Source organism: Spongiibacter sp. C9W, from assembly GCF_057370015.1.
Genome location: NZ_CM170672.1, coordinates 3,345,462 through 3,364,144, shown reverse-complemented (window position 1 = coordinate 3,364,144; position 18,683 = coordinate 3,345,462). Strand labels below are relative to the sequence as shown.

The 18,683-nt window shown below is 57.4% G+C and carries 17 protein-coding genes; 2 read left to right on the top strand and 15 right to left on the bottom strand.

The genetic code is table 11. The features are described 5' to 3' along the window. Positions 1-108: 108 nt before the first annotated feature. The 9 genes from AC2Q8J_RS15925 to dapA form a co-directional block, all read right to left on the bottom strand. Entirely contained in the window at positions 109-1,425 is a 1,317-nt protein-coding gene (locus AC2Q8J_RS15925; RefSeq protein ID WP_486451782.1) for a dicarboxylate/amino acid:cation symporter, read from the bottom strand. Beyond that, a complete protein-coding gene (locus AC2Q8J_RS15920) occupies positions 1,422-4,478 on the bottom strand; it encodes an efflux RND transporter permease subunit (protein ID WP_486451781.1) in 3,057 nt (1,018 codons plus the stop codon). The genes AC2Q8J_RS15925 and AC2Q8J_RS15920 overlap by 4 nt, the downstream gene beginning before the upstream one ends. Beyond that, on the bottom strand, positions 4,475-5,575 hold the full coding sequence (locus AC2Q8J_RS15915) for an efflux RND transporter periplasmic adaptor subunit (protein WP_486451780.1): 1,101 nt from the start codon (positions 5,573-5,575) through the stop codon (positions 4,475-4,477). The genes AC2Q8J_RS15920 and AC2Q8J_RS15915 overlap by 4 nt, the downstream gene beginning before the upstream one ends. 67 nt (positions 5,576-5,642) lie before the next feature. Beyond that, positions 5,643-6,341 carry a VIT1/CCC1 transporter family protein gene (locus AC2Q8J_RS15910; RefSeq protein WP_486451779.1) on the bottom strand — a complete coding sequence of 233 codons (699 nt, stop codon included), beginning with the start codon at positions 6,339-6,341 and terminating at the stop codon, positions 5,643-5,645. Positions 6,342-6,437: 96 nt separating this feature from the next. Beyond that, positions 6,438-6,830 carry a putative signal transducing protein gene (locus tag AC2Q8J_RS15905; protein WP_286695906.1) on the bottom strand — a complete coding sequence of 131 codons (393 nt, stop codon included), beginning with the start codon at positions 6,828-6,830 and terminating at the stop codon, positions 6,438-6,440. Positions 6,831-6,991: 161 nt separating this feature from the next. Beyond that, a complete protein-coding gene (gene purC / locus AC2Q8J_RS15900) occupies positions 6,992-7,711 on the bottom strand; it encodes a phosphoribosylaminoimidazolesuccinocarboxamide synthase (protein WP_486451778.1) in 720 nt (239 codons plus the stop codon). 18 nt (positions 7,712-7,729) lie between these two features. Beyond that, positions 7,730-8,488, bottom strand: a complete 759-nt coding sequence (locus AC2Q8J_RS15895) for an MBL fold metallo-hydrolase (RefSeq protein WP_486451777.1) — start codon at positions 8,486-8,488, stop codon at positions 7,730-7,732. Beyond that, a complete protein-coding gene (bamC, locus tag AC2Q8J_RS15890) occupies positions 8,488-9,495 on the bottom strand; it encodes an NlpB/DapX family lipoprotein (RefSeq protein ID WP_288362229.1) in 1,008 nt (335 codons plus the stop codon). Before bamC ends, AC2Q8J_RS15895 begins: the two co-directional genes overlap by 1 nt. A gap of 40 nt (positions 9,496-9,535) precedes the next feature. After that, positions 9,536-10,411: a 4-hydroxy-tetrahydrodipicolinate synthase gene (gene dapA, locus AC2Q8J_RS15885; RefSeq protein WP_027873567.1), complete on the bottom strand. Its 876-nt coding sequence runs from the start codon at positions 10,409-10,411 to the stop codon at positions 9,536-9,538. Between the two features lie 184 nt (positions 10,412-10,595). On the opposite strand from dapA, the gene AC2Q8J_RS15880 reads away from it, so the two are divergent. Together AC2Q8J_RS15880 and AC2Q8J_RS15875 are read left to right on the top strand one after the other, a co-directional pair. After that, positions 10,596-11,081 carry a DUF3806 domain-containing protein gene (locus tag AC2Q8J_RS15880; RefSeq protein WP_204995981.1) on the top strand — a complete coding sequence of 162 codons (486 nt, stop codon included), beginning with the start codon at positions 10,596-10,598 and terminating at the stop codon, positions 11,079-11,081. Positions 11,082-11,199: 118 nt separating this feature from the next. Further along, positions 11,200-11,985, top strand: a complete 786-nt coding sequence (locus tag AC2Q8J_RS15875; RefSeq protein WP_486451776.1) for an enoyl-CoA hydratase — start codon at positions 11,200-11,202, stop codon at positions 11,983-11,985. A gap of 34 nt (positions 11,986-12,019) precedes the next feature. Here AC2Q8J_RS15875 and AC2Q8J_RS15870 read toward each other — a convergent pair whose 3' ends face one another. The 6 genes from AC2Q8J_RS15870 to cofE all read right to left on the bottom strand — a co-directional run bounded on the left by AC2Q8J_RS15870 (position 12,020) and on the right by cofE (position 18,679). Continuing rightward, positions 12,020-12,907 (bottom strand): AEC family transporter, encoded by an 888-nt coding sequence (locus AC2Q8J_RS15870; RefSeq protein ID WP_486451775.1) that lies wholly within the window; start codon positions 12,905-12,907, stop codon positions 12,020-12,022. 83 nt (positions 12,908-12,990) lie between these two features. Beyond that, positions 12,991-13,752 (bottom strand): SDR family oxidoreductase, encoded by a 762-nt coding sequence (locus AC2Q8J_RS15865; RefSeq protein ID WP_286695912.1) that lies wholly within the window; start codon positions 13,750-13,752, stop codon positions 12,991-12,993. A 24-nt stretch (positions 13,753-13,776) separates the two neighbouring features. Further along, complete coding sequence (gene cofH, locus AC2Q8J_RS15860) at positions 13,777-16,227, bottom strand: 5-amino-6-(D-ribitylamino)uracil--L-tyrosine 4-hydroxyphenyl transferase CofH (RefSeq protein ID WP_486451774.1); 2,451 nt, start codon at positions 16,225-16,227, stop codon at positions 13,777-13,779. Continuing rightward, positions 16,227-16,949, bottom strand: a complete 723-nt coding sequence (gene cofC / locus AC2Q8J_RS15855; protein WP_486451773.1) for a 2-phospho-L-lactate guanylyltransferase — start codon at positions 16,947-16,949, stop codon at positions 16,227-16,229. Before cofC ends, cofH begins: the two co-directional genes overlap by 1 nt. Positions 16,950-16,952: 3 nt before the next feature. Beyond that, positions 16,953-17,909: a 2-phospho-L-lactate transferase gene (gene cofD, locus AC2Q8J_RS15850; RefSeq protein WP_486451772.1), complete on the bottom strand. Its 957-nt coding sequence runs from the start codon at positions 17,907-17,909 to the stop codon at positions 16,953-16,955. Next, positions 17,909-18,679, bottom strand: coding sequence for a coenzyme F420-0:L-glutamate ligase (gene cofE, locus AC2Q8J_RS15845; protein WP_027873559.1), 771 nt, complete (start codon positions 18,677-18,679; stop codon positions 17,909-17,911). Before cofE ends, cofD begins: the two co-directional genes overlap by 1 nt. Positions 18,680-18,683 lie beyond the last annotated feature (4 nt).

Genomic DNA, 18,683 nt, shown 5'->3' with positions numbered 1-18,683 from the left:
TGCTCATCGCTTATTTGGAATAACCAAACTACGCTCTTCGCGCCTAGATTGGTGCTTTTTTAGCCACAACAGTAATAATCGGATTAGTGTGAACAGGCCCTAGGCAATTCAGTCGCTGACCTTGTCATCGAGAAACCTTTCCATCACCACACAGGCCGTCAGGTCACCACTTACATTCACTGCCGTGCGACTCATATCTAAAATGCGATCCACGCCTAAGATCAGTGCCAGCCCCTCGGCCGGTACCCCCATTCCCTGAACGATTGTCGCCAATATCACAATACCGACGCCCGGCGTACTCGGCGAACCGATAGACGCACCCACGGTGGTCACCGACAACAACAGCAACTGGGCAATGCTCAGTTCAATGCCATATACCTGTGTAAGGAAAACCGCCGCTATGACTTGGTAAAGCGCCGTGCCGTCCATGTTCACCGTAGCGCCCAGGGGTACCACAAACTGTGACACCGCCGGCTTTACCCCCAGTGATTCTTCCGCTGTTTTCATCGACAGGGGCATTACCGCTGCCGAACTGGAGGTGGAAAACGCCAACAGCTGAACATTGGAAATTGACCGCAGGAACGCCAGGGGTGAGCGGCGCGCCAGCACGGTGACAATCAGCAGATAGAAGCCCAGCAATATCACCAAGCCCAACAGCACCGTTGCCACGTAGGTCGCCACGCCAATAATGGCATCGAAACCCACCTGCACACTGATTTGCGCCAGCAAGCCGAATACCGCAATCGGCGCCAACGCCATCGCCCAACTGACGATTTTCATCGACACATCCTGCACCGACACACATAAGTCCAGTAGGGGTTTTGCACGCCGCTCGCTGATCGACACCATCGCCACAGCGATAAAAATAGCCAGTACAACAATCTGGAACATTGATCGCGACAACAGCGCACTGGTCGGGTTAGCGGGGATAATTTCAATCAGTCGGTCTGGCAACGAGGCCACGGCAACGGCAGATTCAGGCGCCACAGCCGTGGCCAGCTCTGCGCCGACATCGATGTACTGACCAGGCTGTAACCACAGCGCCACAAGACAGCCAATGAAAACCGCCACGCTGGTCGTAAGAATAAAATACGGCGCAATGCGCAGGCCTATCTGCTTCAGAAATTTGGGGTCGCCACTACTGGTAATCCCCAAAATAATGGAGGACAGCACCAGTGGCACCACCACCATTTGAATCATGGCGAGGAAAAGCCGCCCCGGCAGGGCCAGCCATGCGGCGAGTAAGCTGGCCGTATCGCTGGCTACCAGCGCGCCACCGCTGGGTGACAGACACAAGCCGAGCGCCACGCCGAGCACCATTGCCAGCAGAATCTGCGCCCACAGTCGCCCCCGCAGCAAGTAGTCGAGCCGCGAAGCCAGGCGATGCGGGCTGCTGGGTGTTAGTGCCGCAGGGAACAGACTCATGACAACGCTCCGTTGTTACCAGAGGGCGCGCTGACTGGCGGCTCAAGCAAGTAATATGACGCAGGCACAAATACCAAACTGAGCACCGACGACAAGGACAGCCCACCGATAATCACTGCCGCCAGCGGCGTCCACAGCGGCCCGCCAAAAAAGAACAATGGCAACAAGCCCACAACAGTGGTGACCGAGGTTAACAAAATCGGCCGAAAACGCTGCTGCGCCGCCTCGATAATCGCCATTTTCAGGTCGCTGTTCGCCCGCTCGATATCAATCTGATCGATCAGCACGATCGCATTATTAATGATGATACCGGCCAAACTTATTAAGCCTAGTGTGCCCATAAAAGACAGCGGCTGCCCGCTGGCCATAAGGCCCAGAGGGGCACCGATAATCACCAGTGGCACCGTGGTAAATACGATTGCCGCACGGCGGAAAGAGTTAAACTGAAATACCACCAACAGCACCATTAAGGCAAAAGCCGCGGGCAAACCGGCAGCCAACTTTCCATAGATTTCATGGCTATCGGCAATTTCCCCGGCGATTGACAGGCTGTAGCCCTCGGGCAGGACGATGCTGTCCAAGTCATTTTGCACACGCTCCAGCAGCGCTTCGGCGGTGAAGGCCTCGCTCTTCGCTGTGATCGTAATCATGCGCTGTTGATCTTTTCGGCGCAGCTGTGAAAACTCGAGTTCGGGCCGGATAACCGCGAGCTGCCCCAACGGCACCACGGCTCCGCTGTCAGAGAGTACAGAGATATCGCGCAGATCGTCGATGCTATCGCGGTCCTTCTCGCTGGCACGCAGGACGATGGGCAGAGAACGGTCGTGGTCGTGAAACACAGAGATCGCACTGCCATCAAAGTAGGCGCTGAGTACCCGGCTCAACGACGCCGAGCTAACGCCTAAGCGCCGCGCTTTATTTTGGTCGACATCGATCATCACCTTGACGATTTTTTCGCCCCAGTCGTTTCGGTTGTCCACCATTGCGGGCACCGGGTAAAACACCGCTTCAACATCACGCGCCAATTCCAAAAGCCGGTCGGCGTCTGGGCCGGTCAACTCAAGCTGCAAAACCCCCGATTCCTTGGCCCCCATCGCCAGGCGTTTTACCGTAAAACGCGCTTCCGGAAAGTACTGATGAGCATGGCGGCGAACACGCTCCTGCACCGTCAGCGAACTCTGCATATCATCGGTATTCAGCAAAAAGAAGGCGCTGGTTGGGGAGCGCTCGGCGGGGTTGAGCGTAAGATAAAAACGCGGGCCGCCGTCGGCGATGTAAGCGGTATAGTTGCGCAACTCGGGGTTGGCCTCGTCGTCAGCGAGCCAGTCGCCAAACGCCTTGGACAGCCGCAGTGTCTCGTTGATATTGCTACCCATTGGCAGCTCCATATATACCAGCACCTCACCGCGATCAGAGGGCGGAAACAACTGGCTGGGCAAACGAGAGAACAGTACGGCTCCAGCAACGACAAGAAGTGCAGTAGACGCCAATACCCAGGGCGCACGCGGCAGGCAGAATGCTAAAAGGCGCCGATAGTAATTCGCCCCCGCCGCGGGTTTATCCACGCGCGAGGTTTTAGGCTGCACGAAGCGCGCCGCAATCAACGGTAGAAAATACATCGCGCTCAGCCACGAGCCAAGCAAACTCAGGGCAACCACGCTGGCCAGTGAATAGGCGTACTCGCCCTCCGGCCCCTCCAGCAAAAAGAACGGCAGAAACGCCGCCGCGGTTGTACCCGAGGCGATCGCCAGTGGAATGGCAAACTGCTTGGCTGCGGCGCGCGCCGCCAGCGTCCGCGCCTGCCCTTGCTCGACCCGGCGCAACACGTCCTCGACGACGACCACGCCATTGTCGACAAGTAAGCCCAGCGAGATAATTACCGCCGCTATCGACACCTGCTCTAGCGCAATCCCCAGTACGCGCATCCCCATCAGCGCAAACAACACCGCAAAGGGGACAATCGCGGCAATAACCACCCCGGTTCTTAGCCCGAGAAAGACCATCACCACCAGCAAGACCACCACAAAGGTCTCGGCGACATTGAGCAAGGCACCGCGCACGGAACGGCGCACCTCATCGGGCTGAAAGCTGACAAAGTCAAAGGCGTAGCCTATCGGCTGCTGTTGCTCAAAGGCGGCAACCTCGTCGCGAATACGCTTACCCACCTTGAGGATATCTTCGCCGCTTTGCATTTCGACAGAGATAGCGATCGCCGGCTCGCCATTGGCGTATACCGGTCGCATCAATGGGTCGGCAAAGCCTCGCCTCACGTGAACAATGTCGGCCAAACGCACGAAGTTGTCACCAATGCGCGTTTTGCTCAGTAACGCGGCAATATCCTGCTCACTGCGAAAATCGCCGCTGGTTTCCAGCAAAAGGCGTTTACCGCCGGCATTGAGCTGCCCTGAGGGCAGGATGATGTTTTGCTCTCGCAACTCATCTATAACCACAGCCAACTGCATGCCGACGGCAGCGAGACGGTTGGCATCGAACTCCAGCCATATCTTTTCTGCCTGCTGCCCGTAAAAGTTCACTTTGGAAATGCCGGCAATGGTGTACAAACGGCGCTGCAAATCCTCTGCCGTATCGAGCATTTCAGCGTAGTCAAAGCCCTCGGCAGTCATCGCGATCGTCGCAATGCTGACATCGCCGTAGTCGGTGTTCACGAACGGGCCAAGGGTATCCGGCGGCAGCTCGCGGGTGACTTCGCTCATTTTATCGCGCAGCGCCTGCCAAATATCTTCGAGGTCATCGTAGCGGTCGTAGAGCGTCACGCGAAAACTCACCTGACCGGTAACCAGCAGCGTCTCTATTTCTTCCACCTCGGGGATAAGACGGATTTTGCGTTCGACTGGCTCAGCAATAAGCGTTTCCATTCTTGCTGGCGGCATACCGGGAAACAAAACGGTGACCATGGCGGTGCGAATGGTAATTTCTGGTTCTTCCCGTTTGGCCAGATCAGTGTAGGTCAAACCACCGCTTAATAGCAGTGCGAGCATTACAAATACGGTTAGGCGATTTCGCTCAAGCCCCAGGCGAATCAGCGACATCATAACTGCGGCTCCAGCAGTTTCACTTTCATACCATCGCGCAGATACGACACGCCCGCCGCGGCCACTCGATCACCCGCCGACAAACCTTTGCTGACTATCACTTCGTTACCGCGTACCTCGGATACCGTTACCGGGCGAGCGACAACGGACTGGCTGGCGGCGTCGTAAACATACACCAGCGCTTCGAAGTGCTTTGCGGTCAGTCGACTGGCATTGTCAAATACCAAACAATTCAATGGCAGCAGGAAACCGCGGTAATCGGCGGGCAAGGCGATATCGGCAATCACCTCAGCCGACATACCTACTCGGAGTGTTTGCGGGACAGCGTCCAGCACAGCAACGACCGGAAAGGCCGAGACACTCGCGGCACGGCTGCCCACTTCACTAATTTGCCCCTCGAACTGTACGTCGCCAAGCTCTGCCATTTGCACGGCAACCGCCTGCCCCACCGACATACTGTTAATCACTGACGATGGCACACTGAAGGCCACCTCAAAGCCATTTTCGGAGTACAAGGTCAGCAGTGTCTGTCCTGCCGCTACCGTTGCAAACGCCTTGGCACGCACGTTGGCAACAATGCCGTCAAACGGGGCGCGCAGTGCCGACTTGCGCAAGTTTTCCTCAGCCAAGGCCAGGCCCTGTTCGGCGCGCTCAAGCTGCGCCGCGGCGGTCGCCAGCGCCGCCTCTGCATCGTCGTAACGCGCACGCGGTATCACGCGTTGTTGCCACATGGCCTCGTGGCGAGTGAAATTACTGCGGGCATTCTGATAGCCTGCCTGCGCCTGGGCGAGCGCGGCTTTTGCATCCTGACGGTGCAATGCAATACGCGCTGTATCAAGCTGCAATAGCAACTCTCCACGCGCGACTCGCTGCCCTTCCTGAAGCTCGACCTGCCCCAGCTGACCGCCGATATCAAACGACAACTGCGTTTCATCGTGGGCCGCAAGAACACTGGGAAAGCGCCGCTGAACCATCTTCGCTGAATCCATAACCTGATATACCTTCAATCCCCGCGGCGGCATTTCGCGATTATCGGCAGGTTTCGCACAGCCAATCAGCAGCGCACTTATCACAACAGCAAAGAATAATTTAGGCATGAGTTAATATCTTAATCAGCGCGCTACAGAAGCGCAGGAGAGAATAAACAGCACGGCAAAAAGGCCGCTAAAGCACCGTGCCAACGGCGCTGCCAACCGCAGCGGTTAGCAGCATGGCCAGCGCCCCCCAGAAGGTAACGCGCAAGGCCGCAGCACGAATTGGCGCGCCGCCCACATAGGCCGCACTGCCACCGAGCAGGGCCAGGAATAATAAAATTGCCACAGGCATCACGGTGAGCAACAGGGGCGGAGACAGCGCAATCGCCAAACCCAGCGGCAACGCGCCCCCCAAGGCAAAACTGGCTGCAGACGATACCGCCGCGAGCAGTGGTTTCGCCCGATGGTAAGGTGACAAGCCGAGCTCGTCGCGACTGTGCGCAGCCAGGGCATCGTGATCCATCATCTGCGAGGCAACTTGCTCTGCCAGTGCATCATTAAGGCCGCGCTGGATATATATCTGCGCCAACTCTTCATGCTCCTGCACTGGATTTTCCGCCAACTCGCGCCGCTCAATCTCGATGTCGGCGCGTTCTATATCGGCCTGAGAACTCACCGACACATACTCGCCAGCGGCCATCGACATCGCGCCGGAAACCACGCCAGCCAAGCCGGTAAGCAACAGGGTATGACTGCTCGCTCCAGCGGCGGCGACACCCAACAGTAAACTGGCGGTGGAGACTATGCCGTCGTTTGCACCGAGCACCGCCGCGCGCAGCCATGCGATACGGCCCATTCGATGCTGCTCGTAGTGGTGTCGATGCTCCATATCTACCCTTAGCAAAGCGTGCACAAGACTATCGTTAACCAGTCAGAGCGGCGTTGATCTAACGCAAAAGCTCTGTCTCAAATTCTACCGCATTACTCAGCTCGGTTGTTCATAACCACAGCGGCCACAGCGCAATATTTTTCGCGTGGGGAACAGGGGGAAATCAATGCCCAGGAACACGAGAAAGGCCCAGCGACGACCTCGCCGCTCAGATTGCATTTCAGCACAACACACTGGGCACAGCGGCACATCACTGCCCTGTGACGTTTCCAGATCTGCACTTCGATCTTCGCTTAGTAACTCTCGGGCACGTTCTTCGCAGGCGGACGGCACCTGCAAGCGCACGCCCCCCAAGGCATCGGAGTAGAGCCACTGCATATTGATGGTCTGTTCATCGGCGACAAAAGCGGGAATGCCCTCAGCTTCCAGCCGAGCGCGATTTATCTGGGCTTCCCAGGGAAAGGAATAGCGGGCAACTGTGACCAACACAGGCAACACTCCTCAATTTACTGGTTGCATCGCTTCAGAGTGAAACTCAACCGCCGGTATAGGGGAACGACGTTATCGCTAACAGTCTAGCGCGCCTGTGCTGAATGCCAAAATCGGGGGCTTGGCCTGCCCGAGGCAGGCCAGAAAGGTGGGGGGGGTAATTAATCGTCGAAATTCATGCCCAAACGGCGGCCTACCAGCTCGTAAGACTCTACGACATTACCAAGGTCTTGACGGAAGCGGTCCTTGTCGAGCTTTTCGCGAGTGTCTTTGTCCCAGATACGGCAGCCATCGGGTGAAAACTCATCACCCAGGTAAATCTCACCGTCGCTAAACACGCCGAACTCAAGCTTGTAATCGACCAGTAGCATACCGGCATCCAGGAACAATGCCTTGAGAATATCGTTTACCTGATAGGTCAACTCACGCATCCGCGCCATCTGCTCGTCGGTCGCCCAGCCAAAACTGCGGATATGTGACTCATTGATCATCGGGTCGTGCAGGGCGTCGTCTTTCAAAAACGTTTCAAAGGTCGGTGGCGTCAGTTCCAAGCCTTCCTTAACGCCCAGACGTTTGACGATTGAACCCGCAGCGATATTGCGCACCACGCACTCAATGGGGAACATATCAAGGCGCTTTACTAACGCCTCATTGTCATTGAGAAGGCCTTCAAAATGCGTCGGCACGCCCGCCTGCTGCAGCTTTTCCATGATGAACGCATTGAACTTGTTATTGACCATGCCCTTGCGGTCAAGCTGCTCAACCTTCACGCCATCGAACGCCGAGGTGTCATTTCTGAATGTGAGAATGAAGCGATCCGGATCGTCGGTTTTATATACCGACTTTGCTTTACCCGAATACAATTCCTCGCGTTTTTCCATGGTTTGCCTCTTTCGCTATTATGCGATTTCTAACCAGTCGAAACCGGCTTGTTGATCTGCAGACAGCAATGCTTCGCTGTTCACTAAAATAGGTTCCACCGCTGACCTCGCCAGGTCAGGGGTGTTGTTCTGTTCACTCAGGTGCGCCATCACTACGTGCTGCAAGCGCGCAACATCAACACGGCTTAACAGCTGCGCCGCCTGTACGTTGTTGAGATGCCCCCAATCGCCGCCCACTCGCCGCTTTAGTGATGGCGGATACGGCCCCTGCTGTAGCATCGGCATGTCGTGGTTGCACTCTAACAACAGGGCATCGCACAGCGCGTACTGCTCCTGCACGACGGGCGTAATACTACCCAAGTCCGTGAGTAAGCCGAAGGTCTTTTTTTGGTAACGAAACACAAATTGACAGGGTTCACGGGCGTCGTGCGGCACCGCGACCGGGGAAACATCAATGCCGGCAATGTCCGCTGGCTTGCCCAGGGACAATTGCTGCCAGCGTTTATAAGCTCTCATTTGCTTGTATTCTGCGGTGCCAAAACTGCTGTACACCGGCAGGTCGTACTTTCGCGCCAGGGGCAGCACGCCCTTGATATGATCACTGTGCTCGTGGGTGACCAATATAGCGTTCAACTCGCTGGGCGAACGCCCGAGACGGGCCATACGCTTTTCAGTCTCGGCAATGGTGAAGCCGCAATCCACCAGCAGGCAGGCCCCGTCAGACTCGATCAGTGTGGCGTTGCCCTTACTGCCACTACCGAGCGAGGCAAAGCGCATTAGTGCAGGTATCCCATAATCCGATTGAGCAGGATCTCCCGTTCTTCACTGCGCAAACGACGTCCCTTTTGATAATTCAAAATGATGACAGACTGTCCTTCAGCGACTGGCTTCAACTCCACCACGTAACGACTGCGCTTGGCACGATTGGCACCGAAGAAGCCGCTCAGCCAACCGTCGTCTTTGTCTTCAGGGTCGATATAGCTGAGCCAGTATTTGTTGACCGCCGGCGCTTCGTCTTCAATTTCAAAACCCGCTTTGTTCAGCGCCAGTCCCAATGCTGCCCACGCCCGATCATAGGGCAGGAAAAGCCGCAGGTAGCGATTGTTGCCCTCGCCTTCGATAAAGATCTTTCCTTTGCTCTTGCTGCCGCGTTTGGCAAGGATAGAAACAGACCCCTGATTTTCACTATCCGCCAAAAACTGCGCGAGTACCCGCGCCAATTGCCGCTCACGCTGAGGGTCGGTGGACTGTGCAGGCCAGGGCTGGCTGGCAATCCCCTGTTGCACCAATAAATGAATTTCGCTGGTCCCTACTTGAACGCCGTGCTCCAAACGCAGGCGAAAACGCTCCTGGGGCGCACCCTGTTCAATGTCGCGCCACTGCGTTTCGAGTATGCCCTGCTCGTTATCGATTGTGGCCAATTGCACGCCCGCTCGATCCAGGAAAACGCGCACTCGCGGCCACACTTGGCCGGGCTCACCGTCTAACAGAATCCAGTGGTCATCATCCAGGCGCTGAATTTTGACCTCAGCTGTACCAACGTTCTTGGTGAGCTGTTCCGGGCGCGGCGCTTCAAACTCGCCCGGCAGGGGTTGGTGGTCGCGGATACCGGGAACCACATAGAGGTCGTCGAGCGCTTCATCGCTCACCCCGGTGGGCAGAACCAGCGCTTCACTGAGTTGAGCGCGACGATAGTCGTGGGAGCGGTCGCGGAAGGCACTGCAGGCGCTGACCGCGACAAGACTCAAAATAATAACGGCATAACGGACGGAGCTAAAACGCATTCGTTTCTTCACTTATTAGTTAGCGCCCTTGTGGGGCGGATTACAGTAGCCCGGCGTGTTCCAAGGCCTCGCGGACCTGAGGCTGAGCCCCCTCGCTTAACGGGGTCAACGGCAGGCGAATGCCCTCTTCCATTTTGCCCATGGCATACAAGGCCCATTTAACGGGAATAGGGTTGGATTCAACAAACAGTCGCTCGTGCAATGCCAGCAGTGGCGCATTCGCGGCCTCAGCCGCTGCGCGATCCCCGGCCATCGCGGCGTCACACACCGCCTTCATGGCCGCTGGCGCAACATTCGCGGTAACTGAAATATTGCCTTTACCCCCTTGCAACATCAGCTCCATAGCGGTGGCATCATCTCCGGACAACACGTCTATTTTGTCGCCCACAGCATCAATCAGTTCCCGGCCGCGTGCAATATCGCCGGTCGCATCTTTAATGGCAATAATATTAGGGTGATCGGCCAGTCGAACCGTGGTCGCATTTTGCATATCGCAGGCGGTGCGGCCCGGCACGTTGTATAAAATCTGCGGGATATCAACAGCATCGGCGATCGCCATATAGTGACGATACAGCCCTTCCTGAGTGGGCTTATTGTAGTAAGGCGTTACCAACAGGCAGGCATCGGCCCCGACTTCACGCGCCACTTCCGTAAGCTCAATCGCCTCGCTGGTGGAGTTCGCGCCCGTGCCAGCAACCACTTTGACACGTCCGGCAACCTGGTCGACACAGGCTTTGATGAACATTTTGTGCTCATCCATACCCAGGGTCGCTGACTCACCGCTGGTCCCCACAGCCACAATGCCATCGGTACCCTGATCAATGTGCCATTCAATCAAGCGAGACAGCGCCTGCCAGTCGATGCTGCCATCGCTGTGCATTGGGGTAACTAGGGCGACAATGCTGCCGGTAATCATGCCTGAATCTCCAGAATTTTCTGCAAGCCGCCAATGGTACTGGCCAGAGAGGCCCAGCTCAAGGGAGATTTCGCGGCCTCGGCACATTCTCTACCCGCGACAGAAACATTGCCGCAATCGGTCGGTCCAAAGCCGTATAATGCCGACAAGCCATCACTGATTAACAAAGTCAGGAGAACCGACAATGAAAATGCTCATGCCCATTCTGCTGGCGCTTGTCACCACCGTTGCCAGCGCCGCGCAGTGGCGCACCGACCCACTGACACCACTGGACCAGCGCTATATGGAAGAGCGCCGCCAAGAGCTCAACAGCCTGGTGCAAATTTCCATGGGACGTAGCTTTGGCCACGGCCGCGACAGCGACCTCCGTCTGATTCAAGACATTCTCGACCGCAAGCTGGTGAAACCCGATGAAACTGCACAACTGCAGGCAATGGGTATTATTATGGGCGAGCACCTGCGCCGGGAAAATGGCCTGAGGTGGGTAATCTACAGCGATGCCAAAGGTCGCAGCCGCGCGTTAGAGGTGCCCGCGAAAGATGAGTTTTTGTTTCCTGTCACGCAAATTTCCAGTCGCGTACGGGTGGGTGCCGAGGTTGATGTTCAAGCGATCTACCAGCGCTTAGAACAGGAAATTAAGCGCATTAAGAAGAAAATTATCGTCCGCTAAGGGCTGAGCCGGTGCCCGACCACCGGCCTCCTCCACACGGGTAACCAAGCGCTATCTTGGCCCTTTGCCGGCAGTACACTTAGCTCAACGGAACAACATAAATAATAAGGATCAGCCCATGAGCGATACAGTATTACTCGAGCGCCATGACAGCGGCGTTGCCGTTGTCACACTCAACCGCCCCGATGCGATGAATGCGCTCAGCGCCGAGCTGCGCAGCGCCCTATGTAAACAGATGCAGTGCATCCGAGACGACGATACAGTGCGCGCGGTGGTGCTCACTGGCGCGGGCAACAAGGCCTTCACCGCTGGTCTGGACCTGAAAGAACTCGGCGCCGGAGACGACCTCAGTGCGGCAAACGATCAGGACCCGATGTCCAACCCGGTAACCGCCATTGCCGAATGCGGCAAGCCCGTTATCGGCGCGATTAATGGCGTTGCCATTACTGGCGGTTTCGAGCTCGCCCTGGCCTGCGATATTTTGCTCGCCTCTGAGCAGGCACGCTTTGCCGACACCCACACGCTGGTGGGCATCATGCCGGGCTGGGGGCTGTCGCAGAAACTGCCGAGGATTATCGGCCTGTCCCGCGCAAAAGAGATGTCGCTGAGCGGTCGCTTTATCAGTGCTGACACCGCCGCCGAATGGGGCCTTGTGAACCGAGTGTATCCCGAGGACACGCTGCTTAGCGAAGCGATCGCCCTGGCCGAAGATATTGCCTTTGTAGAGCCCGGCATGCTTAGCCGCTATCGCAACTTGATCGACGACGGTGCGAAGCAAACACTGGCATCGGCATTAACGCTGGAGCATCGCGTATCCAGTGAGTGGAATCGACAGGTAAGTAGCGAGGATGTCGAAGCCCGGCGCTTGCAGGTTATGGCCCGCGGCCGCGCCCAACAGCGCTAGCGTGCTTTCCCGCTGACCCAGCAGATCACTGACCTCAAACGTTTAAGTAAAGCAGCAGCACCGGAATACTGATAAAACTTATCAGCGTTGAGCTAACCACCATGCCCGCCACCGTGGCTGGCTCACGCTGATATTGCACCGCCAGCAGGTAGTTAAACACCGCCGCAGGCATGGCCGACTGTAACAACACAACCTCACGTACCAGTCCATCGAGTTCCAGCGACCACACTGTAAGAAAACCCGCACTTAAGCCCAGCGCCAAGCGAGCAACGCCGAGAATCACCGCGCGCCCGGCCACAGCAACCCGCCATGAGCCTAAGGAAACACCCAGTGTTATCAGCATTAAGGGAATCGACATGCCACCGAGAATACTCAGGGTATTGCTTGCCGTCGCTGGCAGCGTCCAATCACAAAATACCAGTAACGCCGCCAGGGCACCGGCGTAAATGATTGGGGAGCGCAGCACCGCGCGCACTGCATTTGAGCCATTTAGCACCGCAACGCCAAGTGAAAAATGGCAAACCATCGTGGCTAAAAATACCCCCAGGGCCAACGCCAGGCCCTGCTGACCAAAGGCGAACAGACATATCGGCAAGCCCATATTCCCGAAATTACCAAAGGTCAGCGGCACCAGGAAGTTGCGTATGGAAAGCCCCGCAAGGGCGCAAAATGCCGAACCGAGCAGCGCCGTCCAGGCCAGCATTAAAAGACTTGCGGCCAGCACTTCAGACAGCACAGCCGGCGCAATCTCCACGCTGCCGAGCGTTGACACAATCAACGCGGGCGCACCGACCCACATCACCATGCGACGCACAAATTCCTGGTCGAAGGGCTGTTTGCAGCGCACCCAAACAACGCCCAAGGCGGCGCACAGCAGCACCGGCAACATTATCGGCAGTAAGGGAGATACAACAGAAAGCATGGCGGCCCTAGCAGCAGGTATGGCGGTTCAGTAAAAGTGCTCGGGCCGCATTATGCGCGCTGCCAAGGGTAAATGGCAAAAAGCTAGAAGCCGTCGGGGCGCAGCATGGCGTCGTGTCCGCCATCGACAAAAATAATAGCGCCTGTCATGTAGTCGGCACCCGGCCCAAGTAAAAAACTCACCACATCGGCAATTTGCTGAGGCTGACCAATACACCCCAGCGGCACACTGTCACCGAAATCTCGCATTGCCTGACCAAGCTCGGCATCGGCCAGTACCTTTTCGCTCAAAGGCGTTTGCACAATACCCGGCGCAACCGCATTGATGCGAATACCACGTCGCGCCAACTCGCCACTGCGGCGACGCAGCCAACAGCAGATGGCGTGCTTGGAACCGGCATAGGCGGAATGGGTATCGCGACTATCGGCCAGTTCGCAAGCCGCTTCCTCCTCGCCGTCGAGCAGCAATTCCACGTAATCGTTCAGAGGCACCATCGGCGCGGAGTTCGAGGCAATCATCACCACGCGGCCGCCACGTGCTTCCAGCAAGTCCAGCACGCCTTCGGTCACGGCGACCGCCGCAAAATAATTGATGCGCGCAATCAGCGACGGCGGCTTCACCGATGGCCCGACACCCGCGCAAGGGATAAAACCATCTATGCCTTCCGGACAAAGCTGGCGAATACCGTCGATCGCTCTCTGACGGCCATTGTAGTCGCTCAGGTCCGCACAGATATCGGCATCGCGTAAATCCACCGACACAACGCGATGCCCCGCGTCGCAGAGCTGCTCGCGAATCGCTGCCCCGATGCCTGTGGCACCGCCTGTCATTGCATAGACTGCCATGATGTTATTCCTATTTTATTGTTATTAGCCGCTGGCAATTAATTGACGCTTACTGCGTTCATACTTGCTCGCCGGCGTATTGACCGCAACCGCCAAACGCTCGGCATGCCGGGCCCGTTCCATCTGCGTCGTATCGGCCTCGCCGTAGAGGGTGTTACGTTGACGAGCACCGCGTCCCATCGCCGCGATGCGCTGCTCCATTTCCTGAGGCGATGTCTCTTCGCCATGGCTAGCACCAGCGGCCCGGGTGATGGTTTCATTCATCAGCGTCCCGCCGAGGTCGTTAACCCCGGCATTCAAACAGGCCATAACCCCTTCCGCGCCCATTTTCACCCAGGACGCCTGAATATTGTCGATCAAGCCATTAAAGACCAAGCGTGCGACCGCATGCATCAGCAGCGATTCGCGGAACGTTGGCCCGCGACGAGCGCGCCCTTTCAAATAGATTGGCGATTCTGCGGCGACAAAAGGCAGCGGCACGAATTCAGTAAAACCGCCTGTTTTCAGCTGTAACGCGCGTATTGCCAGCAGGTGATTGGCCCAGTGCTCATAGCCGTCAACGTGGCCGAACATAATCGTGGCGGTTGTTGGCAGACCAACCCCATGAGCAACTTCCATGACCTGAAGCCACTGCTCGGTATTAATTTTATCGGGGCACAACACCGCCCTGACCCGGTCATCCAACACTTCTGCAGCGGTTCCAGGCAGACTGTGCAACCCCGCCGCCTTTAATTGCCGCAGGTAATCCTCCAGCGGCATACCCAGCGTCTGAGCACCCTGCCAGACTTCCAGTGGCGAGAAGGCGTGGATGTGCATTGCCGGCGCCGCTTCGCGCAGCGTCGCCAATATATCCAGATAGGTCTGCCCGGTATATTCAGGGTGAATGCCACCCTGCATACACACTTCGGTGGCACCGCGCTGCCAGGCCTCTTTAGCGCGCCGGGCGATTTCGTCGGCACTCAGGTCATAGGGTCGGCCACGCAAATTCTCACTGAGCTTGCCCTTAGAGAAAGCGCAAAACTGGCACTTGAAATAACAGACATTGGTGTAATTGATGTTGCGATTGACAACATAACTAACGGTATCGCCACAGCGCCGCTCACGCAGGCGGTCCGCTGCCTGGCAAACGGCGGCAAAGTCTTCACCGCGCGCTTCAAACAAGCTGACAATATCCTGTTGAGTTAACCGCTGCTCAGCCTCTGCTCGCTGTAAAATATCGGCAACAGCGGCACTTGCAACAGGCCGGCGCTTAGCAAGCAATGCAAGCTCCGCCGCGGGCGCATCAGCGGCCTGCCCGGTCAGCCATTCGTCCACCCTCGGCAGGCCCTGGCCATCCACACGACTAAGTAGGCGCGGCACCAATGCGGGGTCCAGCCAATGCTGCGCCCGTCGGACATAAGAGGGGTAGATTGTCAGGCGCTCGTGCAGGTATTTACCACTTAGCGCCGTTTCCTTGGCCAAGCGCTCCACATGTGGCCACGGCGCTTCGGGATTCACAAAGTCGGGCGTCACTGGCGACACGCCTCCCCAGTCATTGATCCCGGCAGCAACGATCTGCGGCAGCACACCGGGGCTGAGGTTTGGTGGCGCTTGAATGCTCATTTCCGCCCCAAATATCAACCGAGCGACGGCGATCGTCCATAGCAAGTCATCGAGATCGGGCTCCGGTGCCGACGCCATTTTAGTGCCTTCCTTGGCGCGAAAATTCTGCACGATCACTTCTTGCAAATGGCCAAACTCGCGGTGAACGTCTCGCAGGGCAAGCAGAGAATCAATGCGCTCAGCACGGGTCTCGCCAATACCGATTAAGATGCCCGAGGTAAACGGCACCCTCGCTTGGCCAGCGCGGCGCAGGGTTTGCAATCGCGCCTCAGGCGTTTTATCGGGCGAACCGTAGTGAGGCATGCCCTTTTCACACAGGCGCTCCGATGCCGACTCCAACATAATGCCCATAGACGCAGAGACCGGGCGCAGCAGAGCGATCTCATCTTCGCTCATGCAGCCCGCATTGATATGCGGTAGAACCGATGTTTCCGCCAAGACCCGCCCCGCAACATGGGCGAGATATTCCAGAGTGCTTGCAAACCCCATCTCCGCGAGCGCTTCACGCGCGGCCTTATAACGCAGCTCAGGGCGCTCACCCAGGGTAAACAAGGCTTCTTTGCAGCCCAGTTTTTCGGCCTGACGCACCTGCTCAATCACTTGCTCGACCGGCATATACGCCTGCTCGATACGCTTGGGAGTTTTGGCGAAGGTGCAGTAGTGGCATACGTCGCGACACAACTGGGTAAGGGGAATAAAGACTTTGCGCGAATAACTCACGCCGCTCCCGAAGCCCCAGTCTCGCAAGGTCGCTGCCGCTGCCGCCAGCGTGGCGGTATCTTCGCAGCGACTGAGTTGTCGAGCCTGCTCATCGCTGAGCGAGCCGTGCATGGCCGCCTCTAGAAGGGCGTCAATCGACATAGAATTCATCATCAGCTTCTCACTACTCGCGGCGGCTCAACCGCCGCGCACTCACGAGGATTCATCTGCAATAAGCGGCGCGCAATACCACTTTCACTCAGGTAGTGCATCGTTTGCGGAGCGCGACTGGAGGTGCCTGCACTCACCAGCGCTAGCAGGTCCTCTCGGGTGTCGATATCGTTGGCCAAGCCAGGCGCGTGGAACACTTGAAGCGACAGATTACGAGCCGCCGCCTCTGCGGTGTGGGCAGTTAAACTGCCCTCACCATAGCGCAAGCGGATTCGGCTTGCTAAGGGCATCAACACAACATTACTGCCGCCGCCGTGGCGATCCGTGGCGATAACCACTTGTTCGCTTGCCCCGCCTTGCACCGCAATAAGGTCACGCAGCTCAGTCGCGCTCAATAACGGCAAATCACCGTGCACAATCATGACGTGCTGCGGAGGCTTATCCAGGGAGGAGATTCGATCCAGGGTCGCCTCCAACACCGCATTCAAACCGCTGCCCAGCTGCGATTCCGGCCAGCAAAGTGCGTGAAAGTGCTCGGCAAGCAAATGCGCCGCTGGGTCGTCAGACACAATCAACAGCTGGTCCACTTCATCGACCGCCGATAGCTGGGCCAATACATCTTCCACCATGTGCTGAAACAAGGCCCGTCGCTCAGATATGCTCAAACACCCGGACAAGCGCTGTTTCGCTTTAACAAAATCCTTCAGTGGGAGTATTAACCACATGCCCTACACCAATTCCTCAATCAACGACAGCGTCTCCTCGGCCAAACGCCGTTTGCTATCAAGAGTGGTCATCATACTTGGCACAGCTCGGCAGGCGACCCCCGTCTGGGCGATGTCATCGCACTGCTTAGCATCGGCACTGTCGATGATAAAGCCGTCCAGCAGGTCGCCATAGTACTCAGCCACCGCCGCCGCCCTGCGGGGTATATCGAGCTCGTGCATCATTTTTGCAGCAGGGCCCTTCACCGCCGCGCCGGATACAATGGGCGAAATGGCAACCACCGGCACGTTCACTTGCATAAGCGCCTCGCGACACCCCGGCAAGGATAGAATCGGGTCGACGCTCAGAAATGGGTTAGATGGACAAATAATGATACCGCGCAAGGCAGGGTCGGCAAGCGCGGAGATAATCGCCGGGTTGAGCTGCGCCGTATCGAGGCCGTCGAAAACGACTTTCTCCACTCGGGGCTCACAGCGCTCGCGAACAAAATATTCCTGGAAGGCGAGTTCACCCATATCAGTAAACACTCGCGTTGCTACGCGCTGTTCGGTCATGGGCAGCAGCGCCGCGGGACAGCCCAGGCGCTCGCCCAACTGACGAGTGACATCCGTTAACGACTGCCCCGCCGCCAGCGCTTGAGTGCGGTACAAATGCGTCGCCAAATCGCGATCGCCCAACTGGAACCACTGGCCGTCGTCGAGTCGACGCATCGCTTCCAGCGTTACCCAGCTTTCATCGCGCAATCCCCAGCCGCGCTGTTCGTCATTCAGGTCTGCCAGGGCGTATAGATTGGAGTCGAGGTCGGGGCAAATTCGTAAGCCCCAGTAGTCGAAGTCATCGGCCGTATTCACCACCACTTGCAGCTGCGATGGTGGCAGGCACTCGGCCAAGCCCCTCACTAATTTGGCGCCGCCAACGCCCCCGCTCAGTGCGAGAAATTTTCCCGATAACGTCGCCATTAGCGAAACATATCCCGGTCGCGGTCGCGCAATAAGCCCTGCGAGCCCTCGTCAGAGGGGCGCAAGTTAGCACCGCGCAGCAGCACCACCGGGCAGCCCTCATCGGCCTGCCCCATCAGGTAAGACGCCGCCGCAGCAAGCTCGTCGGCGACGGCAATTTCAGTGACTTCGAGAGTGCGGCCGAACAAATCGGCATCGCCTATGCGGTTTTCAACAACCTCGAAGCCGGCAGTACCGAGCGCAAAGCCCACCGTGCCATTGCGCCAGGCCCGGCCCGCGCTGTCGTTAATGATCACCGCAATATTTGCCGAAAAACGTGCGTCCAGCGCCGCCTTTAAACGCCGCGCACTGGCATCGGGGTCAATGGGCAATAGCAGCAACTGGGGGTCGTCTTCAGTATTGGGGATATTCGACTTGTCGATGCCAGCATTTGCGTGAACCACCCCGAGGCGATGCTCCACAATCACCACACCCGGACGCGCCCGCAGCACCTCCCGTGACTCCTGGAGCACGCACTCCATTTGCCGCGGGTCCTTGTCGCAGCGCTGCGCCAGTGCCAGCGCTTCTTCACTGGGTGAGACGTCAGACAAGCGAACATAGCGCCCTTCCGCCTTGGAGAAGATCTTCTGCGCAAGCACCAGCACATCGCCATCTTGCAGGCTTAGCTGATTGCCGAGCAGCGAATCAGCCACCATGGCGCTCAAATCGTCTCCTGGCTCCACCAGTGGGAAATTCTGTAAGGCAACTAGCTGTAATTGCGAACTGGCCATCTAT

Bases quoted from the DNA above. Each gene is read 5' to 3' on its own strand.
- AC2Q8J_RS15925 (WP_486451782.1), bottom strand. From the start codon at position 1,425: ATGAGTCTGTTCCCTGCGGCACTAACACCCAGCAGCCCGCATCGCCTG.
- AC2Q8J_RS15920 (WP_486451781.1), bottom strand. From the start codon at position 4,478: ATGATGTCGCTGATTCGCCTGGGGCTTGAGCGAAATCGCCTAACCGTA.
- purC (WP_486451778.1), bottom strand. From the start codon at position 7,711: ATGGAAAAACGCGAGGAATTGTATTCGGGTAAAGCAAAGTCGGTATAT.
- AC2Q8J_RS15865 (WP_286695912.1), bottom strand. From the start codon at position 13,752: ATGGCAGTCTATGCAATGACAGGCGGTGCCACAGGCATCGGGGCAGCG.
- bamC (WP_288362229.1), bottom strand. From the start codon at position 9,495: ATGCGTTTTAGCTCCGTCCGTTATGCCGTTATTATTTTGAGTCTTGTC.
- AC2Q8J_RS15870 (WP_486451775.1), bottom strand. From the start codon at position 12,907: ATGCTTTCTGTTGTATCTCCCTTACTGCCGATAATGTTGCCGGTGCTG.
- AC2Q8J_RS15915 (WP_486451780.1), bottom strand. From the start codon at position 5,575: ATGCCTAAATTATTCTTTGCTGTTGTGATAAGTGCGCTGCTGATTGGC.
- cofE (WP_027873559.1), bottom strand. From the start codon at position 18,679: ATGGCCAGTTCGCAATTACAGCTAGTTGCCTTACAGAATTTCCCACTG.
- cofC (WP_486451773.1), bottom strand. From the start codon at position 16,949: ATGTGGTTAATACTCCCACTGAAGGATTTTGTTAAAGCGAAACAGCGC.
- cofH (WP_486451774.1), bottom strand. From the start codon at position 16,227: ATGATGAATTCTATGTCGATTGACGCCCTTCTAGAGGCGGCCATGCAC.
- AC2Q8J_RS15895 (WP_486451777.1), bottom strand. From the start codon at position 8,488: ATGCGCTTTGCCTCGCTCGGTAGTGGCAGTAAGGGCAACGCCACACTG.
- cofD (WP_486451772.1), bottom strand. From the start codon at position 17,909: ATGGCGACGTTATCGGGAAAATTTCTCGCACTGAGCGGGGGCGTTGGC.
- dapA (WP_027873567.1), bottom strand. From the start codon at position 10,411: ATGATTACCGGCAGCATTGTCGCCCTAGTTACCCCAATGCACAGCGAT.
- AC2Q8J_RS15880 (WP_204995981.1), top strand. From the start codon at position 10,596: ATGAAAATGCTCATGCCCATTCTGCTGGCGCTTGTCACCACCGTTGCC.
- AC2Q8J_RS15875 (WP_486451776.1), top strand. From the start codon at position 11,200: ATGAGCGATACAGTATTACTCGAGCGCCATGACAGCGGCGTTGCCGTT.
- AC2Q8J_RS15910 (WP_486451779.1), bottom strand. From the start codon at position 6,341: ATGGAGCATCGACACCACTACGAGCAGCATCGAATGGGCCGTATCGCA.